At 73.6% G+C, this 10,218-nt stretch carries 5 protein-coding genes; 3 read left to right on the forward strand and 2 right to left on the reverse strand.

The genetic code is table 11. The annotated features are described in order from the left end of the window. Positions 1 to 54: 54 nt before the first annotated feature. Entirely contained in the window at positions 55 to 3,336 is a 3,282-nt protein-coding gene (locus tag ABZ877_RS29290) for a BTAD domain-containing putative transcriptional regulator (RefSeq protein WP_361076876.1), read from the forward strand. Here the strand turns inward: ABZ877_RS29290 and ABZ877_RS29295 are convergent. Continuing rightward, positions 3,323 to 5,200: a sigma-70 family RNA polymerase sigma factor gene (locus ABZ877_RS29295; RefSeq protein WP_361076879.1), complete on the reverse strand. Its 1,878-nt coding sequence runs from the start codon at positions 5,198 to 5,200 to the stop codon at positions 3,323 to 3,325. The two genes, ABZ877_RS29290 and ABZ877_RS29295, sit on opposite strands and share 14 nt — an antisense overlap. Positions 5,201 to 5,362: 162 nt before the next feature. After that, complete coding sequence (locus tag ABZ877_RS29300) at positions 5,363 to 6,127, reverse strand: helix-turn-helix domain-containing protein (protein WP_361076882.1); 765 nt, start codon at positions 6,125 to 6,127, stop codon at positions 5,363 to 5,365. Between the two features lie 376 nt (positions 6,128 to 6,503). Between ABZ877_RS29300 and ABZ877_RS29305 the strand changes: the two genes are divergently transcribed. Continuing rightward, complete coding sequence (locus tag ABZ877_RS29305; RefSeq protein WP_361076885.1) at positions 6,504 to 7,892, forward strand: NAD(P)/FAD-dependent oxidoreductase; 1,389 nt, start codon at positions 6,504 to 6,506, stop codon at positions 7,890 to 7,892. A gap of 182 nt (positions 7,893 to 8,074) precedes the next feature. Further along, positions 8,075 to 9,730 (forward strand): SpoIIE family protein phosphatase, encoded by a 1,656-nt coding sequence (locus tag ABZ877_RS29310; protein WP_361076888.1) that lies wholly within the window; start codon positions 8,075 to 8,077, stop codon positions 9,728 to 9,730. Positions 9,731 to 10,218 lie beyond the last annotated feature (488 nt).

The following is a 10,218-nucleotide window of genomic DNA, read 5'->3' on the forward strand; positions in this document are numbered from 1 at the left end:
TGCGTCCGCGCTGTCCTGCTCACCCCTCCCCGTCGCAGCAGTGACAATGCTCAGGTGCAGTACTCGATTCTTGGCTCGGCTCAGGCGTATGACGAACGCGGGGTCGCCATACCCGTGGGCGGTCCGCGGTTGCGCGCGCTGCTCACCTCCCTGGCCCTGCACACCCCCCGCACGGCCCCCTTCGACGCCCTCATCGACGACGTCTGGGCCGACACCCCACCCGCCGACGCCCCAGCCGCCCTGCAGGCCCTCGTAGGCCGCCTGCGCCGAGCCCTCGGCAAGGACGCGGTCACCTCGGAGACAGGCGGCTACCGCCTCACGGCGACCCGCGCCGACATCGACCTGTACGTCTTCGAGGGCCTGGTCCGCGAGGGCACGGACGCCCTGACCGCCGACGACCCGGCGTCAGCCGCCCGCATCCTGCGCGAGGCCCTCGCCCTGTGGCGCGGCCCGGCCCTCGCCGATCTCCCCGACCACACCGCGGCCACCCGCCCGGAGGCGATGCGCCTGGAGGCGACCCGCGCGCGCGTGGCCGCGGATCTGCGTCTGGGCCGCGCCTCCGACCTCGTACCGGAGCTGCGGGAGCTGACGACGGCGTACCCGTACGACGAACCCCTGCACGTACTCCTGATCAAGGCGCTGCGCGAGGCGGGCAGGAACGCGGACGCCCTGGCGGCCTACGAGGAGACCCGCCGCACCCTGGCGGAGGCCCTCGGCACGGACCCCGGCCCGGAACTCAAGGCCCTGCACACGGAACTGCTGACGGCCACACAAGCACCGCCACCGCCCAGAACCCCGGACCTCCCGCCCGGCAACCTCCGCCCCCGCCTCAACTCCTTCGTCGGCCGGGAACCCGAACTCGCCGCCATCCGTGCGGACCTACGAGCCGCCCGCCTGGTCACCCTCACGGGCCCGGGCGGCTCGGGCAAGACCCGCCTGGCGGAGGAGGCCGCCGCCCCGATCCCGCACGCCTGGCTGGTGGAGCTGGCCCTGCTGGACGACCCGAGGGCGGTCCCGGGCGCGGTCGTGAGCGCGCTGCGCCTGCGCGAGACGGTCCTGAAGACGAGCGAGTTGTCGTCGGGCCCGCAGGACGACCCGACCGCGCTGCTCATCGAGCACTGCGCGAACCGCGGCCTGCTCCTGATCCTTGACAACTGCGAGCACGTGATCGACGCGGTGGCCCAACTCGCCGAGACGCTGCTCACGCACTGCCCGGACCTGAAGATCCTGGCCACGAGCCGGGAACCGCTGGGCGTACCGGGCGAGTCCGTGCGCCCGGTCGAGCCGCTGCCCCCGGACCCGGCGCACCGCCTGTTCACGGAGCGCGCGCGGACGGTGAGCCCGCACTTCGACCCGGACGGCGACCCGGAGGCGGTGGCCGAGATCTGCCGCCGCCTGGACGGGCTGCCGCTGGCGATCGAGCTGGCGGCGGCGCGGCTGCGGCTGCTCACGCCGCGCCAGATCGCGGACCGCCTGGACGACAGGTTCCGCCTCCTGACGAGCGGGAGCCGTACGGTCCTGCCGCGTCAGCAGACGTTGCGGGCGGTGGTGGACTGGTCGTGGGACCTGCTGGAGGAGCGTGAGCGTACGGCGCTGCGCGAGCTGTCGGTGTTCGCGGGCGGCTGGGACCTGGAGGCGGCGGAGGCGGTCTGCGGCGACGGGAAAACGGTGGCGGACACGATCGGCGCCCTGCTGGACAAAAGCCTCTTGGTGGCAACGCCACCCCAACCTGGGACACCACCCCAACTTGGGACACCACCCCAACCCGGAACCCCACCCCAACCCCAAACCCCCACCATGCGCTACCGCATGCTGGAGACCATCCACGAGTACGCGTCGGAACGGGCCGCTGAAACCCCCGACCTGCGCCTGGCGGCCCAGCGCCGCCACATCGCCTACGTACGGGCGCTGGCCGCCGAGGCCGCCCCCAAGTTGCGTTCGGCGGAGCAACTGCCGTGGATCGACCGCCTGGAGACGGAGCTCGACAACATCCGCGTAGCGCTGGCGCGCGCGACGAGCGACTCGGCCCTCCTGGACGAGGAGAGCGCGATCGCCGTGGCCCTGGACATGGGCTGGTTCTGGTGGCTGCGCAACTACCGCCTGGAGGGCTTGGCCTGGGCCGAGGCAATCGAGCAGCTCATGCCGGACCGCACGACCTTGGGCGACCCGGATGACCCGGATGACCCGGATGACCGGGACGACCCGCTGTACTGGCCCCGCATGAACCTCCGCCTCCTCTCCCTCTTCCTGATCACGGATTCGAGGCCGCAGGACGCGTTGGCCGGTGAGGGCGACGCGGAGTACGTGGAACGGGTGCGGTCGGCGTTCGAGCCGCCGAACCCGCAGAGCGCCCGTTTCCCCGGCATCATCTGGCCGTTCTCCCTGTTCCTGCTGCGCAGCGAGAAGTGGCCGGACGTGCGCGGAGCGCTGGACGCGGCGGTCGACAACTGCCGCCGCTACGGCGGTGACTGGGAGCTGGGCGTGACGCTGATGTTCCGTACGCACGCGGCTGTCGACATGCCGGGAAAGATGGACGGCGTGGACGGCGACCTGCTGGAGCTGCGCGCCATCAGCCGCAGGGTGGGCGACCGGTGGATGCGGGCGCAGGTGTGCAGCGCGGCGGGGGAGGCCGCGATCGGGCGCGGGCGGCTGGCGGAGGCGAAGGAGGAGTTCGAGGAGGCGTGGCGCCTCGCCCATGAGGTGGGGGCGTACGCGGAGACGCCGTTCTTGATGGCGCGGCTCGCGGAGATCGCGTACCGGGAGGGCGACCGGGACACCGCGGAGAAGGCCCTCGACGTGGCGAGCGAGGAGGCGGAGCAGCACGGGACGATGGACACGACGGCGTTCGTGGCGCTGCTGCGGGCGCAGCTCGCCCTGGCGGACGGGGAGGTGGCCCACGCGCGCGAGTTGTGCGAGCGGGCCCGGGCGGCGTCGGACGCGGGCACGCCCCCGCCGCAGTTCACGGCGGCCATCGGGCTGGCCGACACCCGCATCACGGCGGCGGAGAAGGGCCCGGAGGCGGCCCTGGCGCTGCTCAGGGACGTGCTCCGGGAGGCGGAGCTGGAGCGTTGCGCGGAGACGGTCGTCGCGGGCCTGACCGACGCGGGCGCGGAGCTGCTGGCGCGCAGCGGAGACGTGGTGGGCGCCGTGCGGCTGTTCGCGGCGTCGGACGTGCTGCGCGGCGGCATGATCCGCCCGATGCCGGAGCGGGCCGAGCGCGAGGCCCTGACCGCCCGGGCCAGGGCGGAGCTGGGCGACACGCGGTACGAGGCGGAGGAGGCGAGGGGCGCGGCCCTCACCCACGAACAGGTCCTGGCGGAGCTCAGCCGCAGGTGAACCGCGATTCCGCCCAGTCGGCGAGCGCCACCGAGCCGAAGGGCGTACGCGGTTCGGCGACGAGCCGGATCGTCTTGTGCCCGGTGAGGTCGACGTGCACGGGCACGGCCGCGTCCCGTCCCCGGACGACCGGTGAGCTCCAGGCCCGCGCCCCGTCGACGTAGACGGAGAAGCGGACGGCGCCGAGCCCGAGCGTCATGTCGTCGACCCCGGCGGACGCGTCGTAGGCGGTGCAGGCGCGGTTGAGGTCGATGGTGACGGAGGAACGGGCGTGCACGGAGACCCCGTGCGCGTACCGCTTGCCGTCGATCGACATGCCGTACCGCTGCCACACCCAGCTGCTCTCGCCGAGCCGCATCTCGGGCGCGGTGCCGTCGCCGGTGACGCCGTACTTCAGCTCGTTCCACTGGAAGACGGCGGGCGGCGTCGGCTCGGGCCGGGGCGTGGTCGGTGCGGGCGGAGCCGGGCGCTCTGAAGACGGCGACGGCGAGGCCGAGGACGCCGGTGAGGAAGGAGCGGGCTCGGCCGGCGACGGCCCCACCGAAGGACTGACCGACGACCCTACTGATGGACTGACCGATGGACTGACCGAAGGCCCCGCCGACGGCCCCACCGAAGAACCCCGGTGAGGCGCCTGTGCGGGCTCCTCCGAAGGTGCCTCGGAGGGAGCCTTCGACGGCGCCCGCGAAGGAACCGGCTGCGAGAGGGGCGGCTTCTCCGCCCTGGTCTCCTCCTCCACCGGCCGCGGCGCACCGGAGAGCGCGATGGCCACGGCGACCGCGATCCCGGCCGCCACCACACCCGCCGCGATCCCGGCCTTCGCGGGCGCCCCGAGCCCTTCGGCCGCGGCCCCGCCGGCCGTACCGCCGCCGGACGAGCCGCCACTGGCCGCGGCGGCGGCCCCGGCGCCCGCCGCGCTCGCGCTGCCGCCGCCGATGAGCGCGGCCACCTTCGCGTACCCGGCGGCGCCGAACCAGCCGATGACCGCGACGGGGACGACGCCCGGGATCCCGCTGGCGACCTCCTTGATCTGGCCGGCCGCGAGGCGGCACTTGGCGCACTCCTCCATGTGCTTGCGCAGGCCGCGCTCGGCGCGCGTACGGAGGCTGCCGCGCGCGTAGGCGCCGAGCCGGTCGGCGTAGCGGGCGCACTCCTCGGACTCGGTGAGGGTGGCGGAGACGTGCGCCTGGAGGTAGGCCTCCTTGAGCCCTTCGCGGGCGCGCTTGGCGAGGACGCGCGTGCCGTTGGCGTCGAGGCCGAAGAGCGTGGCGACCTCGCTGGGCGACTCGTCCTCGACCTCGGTGTGCCAGAGCACGGCCTGCCAGCGCTCGGGCAGCGAGCGGAACGCCTGCATCGCCATGGACTGCTCGGCCTCGCGCATGGTGACGACGTCGGCGCCGAGGTCGAGCGTGTCGTCGTCCGAGACCTCGTGGGCGCGCGCCGCCTGGGTGGCGAACACGGCGAAGTCCTCGACCAGCTGCTCGCGCCTGGCCGTTTTCGCCCAGTGCGCGGCGACGCGGCGCACCGTGGTCAGCAGATAGGCGCGCACCGCGTGCTCGGGGCCGGCGCCGCCGCGCACGGCGCCGAGCATGCGCGCGAACACCTCGGCGGTCAGATCGTCGGCGGTGTGCGCGTCGCGGCAACAGGTACGGGCATAACGGCGGACGGCACCGGCGTGCCGGCGGTACAGCTCCTCGTACGCGCTGTCGTCGCCCGCGCGCATCCGGTCGATCAGATCGGCGTCGGCCACGGGGCCGCCACGCTGAGCGGGCACGGCCGCACCGGGCCCGTCGACTTCACCGGGTTCCCCGGACACCCCCACGCGCCCGTCCGGATCCCGTTCGTCCCGCTCGTCGACGCTCATCGCGGTAAGCCCCCGCCCGCATACTCTGACCCGTACACCGGGAAAGAGTGACACGCCGGGGGCCCACCGGTCCTTCCCCTGCACAGCAACCACTCATCCGTGGAGATCTGCCGTACCTGAGCACTATCGTTCACTCATTAGGGGTAGGGGCCAACGAACTGCCTACGGCCGTGACCGCAACCCCTCGAGAAGGATGTCGAGCAGCCGCGCCGACGCCGCCGCCTGCTGGGCCGCGTCCGGCAGCGAGGGCGCCGCCGTGGCGATGACCAGCAGGACGTCCGACACCGTCACGTCGGGGCGCAGCTCACCGGCCGCGCGAGCGCGGTCCACGAGCCGGCCGACGACCTCGAGCAGCGCCGCCGCCCCGGTGTCGTCCGCGCCGGCGTCCGCGTCGAGCACACTGGACCGCTGCTCGACGAGGCGCAGCTCCGGCGCCCCACTGCGCTGCTCCGGGACGCGCGTCTCGTCCCGTACGCCTTCGGAGCGCTCGTCGGCGACGCCCACCCGCAGCACCTGCGGAGGGAGCAGCCGGCCCGCGCCCGAGGCGACCGAGGTCCGCAGGAAGCGCGAGAGCGCCGACCACGGCTCGTCCTCCTGACCGAGCGCGGTACGCGCCTGGTCCGTCAGCCGGGACGTCTCCTCCTCGGCTATCCGTCGCACCAGTACGTCCTTGCTGGGGAAGCGCCGGTAGACCGTGCCCACACCGACGCGTGCGCGGCGCGCCACGTCCTCCATGGGCGCCCCGTACCCCAGCTCGCCGAAGACCTCACGGGCGGCGCGCAGCACGTGTTCGAGATTGCGCTGGGCGTCCACCCGCAGCGGCGTGGAGCGCGAGCCGTCGCCCGCCCCCCGCCCGCCCGCGCCTCCCGAGACGCCCGTGGGCGCGACGGTGGGCGCTGAGGACCATTGCGTTTCCTGAATGTGCATATGTGTTCCCCCGGTAATGACGTCTCCCCCCGGAGACACTCCCCGTCATTGTCAGCCGGAACGTGGGGAACAGAACAGCCTTTTCCGGGCCGCCCCTGCGGCCCGCAGCGCATCCCCCCGACACCCCGACAGCACACGAACATAGTTGAGAGGGGGTCAATTCAGAAGGGTTAGGTTCCGCACGGAGCGTCCCTCGAACGGAGTACGCGGCGATTCCGCCCCGATTGCCCCCCTCGCCCAACTCCCGCCGTCACGCGCTGACCTGCGCACCTGTCCGGCACACCGGCGACACGCCGAACGGCGCGCCCACCCGCGCCCTGTCACACAAATTGCCGGGGCTGTGGACAAACGCCAGAGGGCGGTGCGTCATGGGAGGGTGAGGGAACCTGCGCGCATTCTCGTTGTCGGTGGCGGCTACGTCGGGATGTACACCGCCCTTCGCCTCCAGAAGAAGCTCAAGGCGGAGCTCAGAAGCGGCGCCGTGGAGATCGTCGTCGTCACCCCCGACCCGTACATGACGTACCAGCCGTTCCTGCCCGAGGCCGCCGCCGGTTCGATCTCCCCGCGCCACGTCGTCGTGTCGTTGCGCGGCGTCCTGGAGCACTGCCGGGTGATCGTCGGCGAGGTCCTCTCCGTCGACCACACCAAGCGCACGGCCACCTACACCACGCTGGCCAGCAAGGACGAGGGCACGGGCGCGGCCACGCTCACCTACGACGAACTGGTCCTGGCCCCCGGATCCGTCTCCCGTACGCTCCCGGTCCCCGGCCTCGCCGAGCACGGCATCGGGTTCAAGACGGTCGAGGAGGCCGTCGGGCTGCGCAACCACGTCATCGAACAGCTCGACATCGCCTCCTCCACCCGCGACCCGGCGGTCCGCGACGCCGCCCTCACCTTCGTCTTCGTCGGCGGCGGCTACGCGGGCGTGGAGGCGCTCGGCGAGCTGGAGGACATGGCCCGGTACGCGGCGAAGTACTACCACAACGTCAAGCCCGAGGACCTGAAATGGATCCTCGTGGAGGCGTCCGACCGGATCCTGCCGGAGGTCGGCCCCGAGATGGGCCAGTACACGATCCGGGAACTGCGCGGCCGCAACGTCGACGTACGCCTCGGCACCCGCCTCGAATCCTGCGAGCACCGCACCGCCGTCCTCAGCGACGGCTCCCGCTTCCCCACCCGTACGGTCGTGTGGACGGCCGGCGTCAAACCGAGTCCGCTGCTCGCCGCCACCGACCTCCCGCTGACCGACCGGGGACGGCTGAGGTGCACCGCCGCCCTCGCCGTCGACGGCGCGCCGCACGCCTGGGGCGCGGGCGACGCGGCCGCCGTCCCCGACCTCACCTCGGCGGAGCCCGGCGCGGTGTGCGCGCCCAACGCCCAGCACGCGGTGCGCCAGGCCAGGACGCTCGCCGACAACGTGGCGGCGTCCCTGCGCGGAGAGCCGCTCACGGATTACGCGCACGCGTACGCAGGATCGGTGGCCTCCTTGGGGCTGCACAAAGGTGTCGCACACGTCTACGGACGCAAGCTGAAGGGCTACCCTGCCTGGTTCATGCACCGCGTCTACCACCTCAGCAGGGTGCCCACCGTCAACCGGAAGGCCCGCGTCCTGACCGAATGGACCCTCTCCGGGCTGTTCAAGCGGGAGATCGTCTCCCTGGGCTCGCTGGAGCGGCCACGCGCCGAATTCGAACTCGCGGCCGGGACCGTCCCCCCTGAGGACCCCTCCCCGCCGTCGAACGGAAGCCCGAACAACGCTTCTTGACCTGTCCGGTCGTCACCCTTCGTCCCCCCACGACACCCACAGGCGACGACGACCCACGCCCGACACCACAACTCCCGCCGTCGGACCGGCATCTGACGTTTGTCAGTACGGTCGGCCAGACTGGTCCACGAACCCGGGCGGGCACCGTCGCCCGCCCAAGACCCCACGAGGCTTGCCCCACAGTGAACTTCACGCGCTGGAGCGCCCGGCTCCCCGGAACGCAGCGCCGCGCCGCAGCGCGGGCCGACCACGGCCCGACCCCGCGAGGCGAGAGCGGCGTCCCCGCGGCCCGGGCGGAGCACCTGCCCGACGACCCCGGGCAGGACGCCACCGGCGGCGCAGTGGACGAGCTGCCCGTCCGCGACGTCCTCGACCGCATCCCCGGCCTCGTCGCCCTCGTCCACGGCCCTGACCACCGCATCGCCTACGTCAACGACGCGTACGTGGCCGCCTTCGGCGACCGGCCCGCCGGCGAACCCGCCCGCGACGCCCTGCCCGAACTCGACGAACTGAGCCTGCTCCCCCTGCTCGACCAGGTGCTGCGCAGCGCGAAGCCCCGCACGGTCAAGTCCCGCAGAACCGCCGCGGGCCGCTCCTACACCGTCACCTGCACCCCGCTGGAGACCGCCGAGGGACCGGGCGTCCTGATCTTCGCCGCCGACGTCACCGACCACGCGGAAGCCGCCGAGCGGCTGCGCACCAGCGAGCGCGAACAGCGCCGCACCGCCGTCACCCTCCAGCGCTCCCTGCTCCCGCAGGAGCTGGAGGAACCCGACGACCTGCGCATCGCCGCCACCTACCAGCCCGGCGGCACCGAGGCCGCGGTCGGCGGCGACTGGTACGACGTGATCACCCTCGGCGGCGGTCGCACCGCCCTGGTCATCGGCGACGTGATGGGCCGGGGCGTGCGCGCGGCGGCCGTCATGGGCCAGCTCCGCACCGCCGTACGCGCCTACGCCCGCCTGGACCTGCCTCCGCACGAGGTACTGCAACTGCTCGACGGACTCGCCATCGAGATCGACCCGCAACAGATCGCCACCTGCGTCTACGCCGTCCACGACCCGAACGAGGGCCGCCTCGTCTACGCGTCCGCAGGACACCTCCCCATCCTCGTACGCGACGAGAACGGCACGATCCACCGCGCCGAGGAGCCGACCGGCCCACCGCTCGGCACGGGCGGCTGGCTGCACACCTCGGGCTCGGTACCGCTGGGCCCCGGCTCGACGGCGGTGCTGTACACCGACGGCCTGGTGGAGCGCAGGGACGAGGACATCGACGAGGGAGTGGCGGCGCTCGAACACGCCCTCTCGGGCGCCACCGGCACACCGCAGGTGATCTGCGACCGCCTGATCCGCGCGGCGGGCGTCACCGCCGACCACGACGACGACGTCGCCGTCCTGGTCCTCCAGCACCCGGCCCGCAAGGGCGCCGACGGCGAGCGCTTCCGCAACGCCGCCCTCGAACTCCTCGGCGGCGTCGAGGCCGCGCCCCGCGCCCGCGCCTTCGCCTCCGGCGTCCTGACGAGCTGGCGCTTCCCCACCGACCTGCACGACCTGGGCGTCCTGGCCGCCAGCGAACTCGTCGCGAACTCCCTCCAGCACGGCACCCCGCCGATGCGCCTCCGCCTGCGCCGCACCGACCGCCGCCTGATCATCGAGGTGACCGACGGGGACGACCACCTGCCGCGCCGCCGCCGCGCCGAGCCCGTCGACGAGACGGGCCGCGGCATCGCCATCGTGGCCACGATCGCCTCGAACTGGGGCGCACGGCGCACACCGGGCGGCGGCAAGGCGGTCTGGTGCGAATTCGTCCTGCCGAAGGGGTCGGTCCAGGAGTGACGGTGACAGTGACAGTGACTGGGGGGGCGGAGGGCCCGGCCCTCGGTGGTGCGGGGCGGGGGCGGGCGGTTCGGTCTCCGGTGGTGCGGGGCGGGGCGGAGGGCCCGGCCTCCGGTGATGCGGGGCGGGGGCGGGCGGTTCGGTCTCCGGTGGTGCGGGGCGGGGCGGAGGGCCCGGCCTCCGGTGATGCGGGACGGGGGTGGGCGGTTCGGTCCCCGGTCATGCGAGACGGGGGCGGACGGCCCCGCCCCGGTCATGCAGGACGGGGGCGGAGGGCTCGGCCCCCAGTAATGCAGGACGGGGGCGGGCGGTCTGGCCCCGGTCATGCAGGACGGGGGCGGACGGTCCGGCCCCCGGTCATGCAAGACGGGAGCGAGGGCCCGGCCCCCGGTCATGCAGGACGGGGGCGGGCGGTCTGGCCCCGGTCATGCAGGACGGGGGCGGACGGTCCGGCCCCCGGTCATGCAAGACGGGAGCCAGGGCCCGGC

This window comes from Streptomyces sp. NPDC046939 (assembly GCF_040644575.1).
GTDB lineage: Bacteria > Actinomycetota > Actinomycetes > Streptomycetales > Streptomycetaceae > Streptomyces.